General features: G+C 66.6%; 1 pseudogene. It reads left to right on the top strand.

What is annotated here, in order from left to right:
• Positions 1-634: pseudogene (locus EN906_RS36345) on the top strand (DNA mismatch repair protein MutS); the annotation flags it as partial.

Raw genomic sequence — 634 nt, forward strand, 5'->3', positions numbered from 1 at the left:
GTGGTGGATTCGAGCCTCGCCTTCGAAATTGCGGGGGGGCGGCATCCCGTGGTCGAACAAGCGCTTCGCCGTTCCGGCGATGGCCCGTTCGTCGCCAATGATTGCGACCTGTCGCCGGAGGGCAGCGCCAAGAACGGTGCGATCTGGCTCCTGACCGGCCCGAACATGGGCGGCAAGTCGACGTTCCTGCGGCAGAACGCACTGATCGCCATCCTGGCCCAGACCGGCTCCTTCGTGCCGGCGACATCGGCCCATATCGGCGTCGTCGACCGGCTGTTCTCGCGGGTCGGCGCCTCGGACGATCTGGCGCGCGGCCGCTCGACCTTCATGGTCGAGATGGTCGAGACGGCGGCGATCCTCAACCAGGCCGGCGAGCGCGCACTGGTGATCCTCGACGAGATCGGCCGCGGCACCGCCACTTTCGACGGCCTGTCGATCGCGTGGGCGGCAGTCGAGTATCTGCATGAGAAGAACCGCTGCCGGGCGATCTTCGCCACTCACTTTCACGAAATGACCTCGCTGGCCGGCAAGCTGGCGCGGCTCTCCAACGTGACCATGCGGGTCAAGGAATGGGAGAACGACGTCGTCTTCCTGCACGAGGTCGGCGGCCCCCTTGCCGACCTAGTGCAGGAAG

It is taken from the genome of Mesorhizobium sp. M7A.F.Ca.CA.004.06.1.1 (assembly GCF_003999135.1).
Classification (GTDB): domain Bacteria; phylum Pseudomonadota; class Alphaproteobacteria; order Rhizobiales; family Rhizobiaceae; genus Mesorhizobium.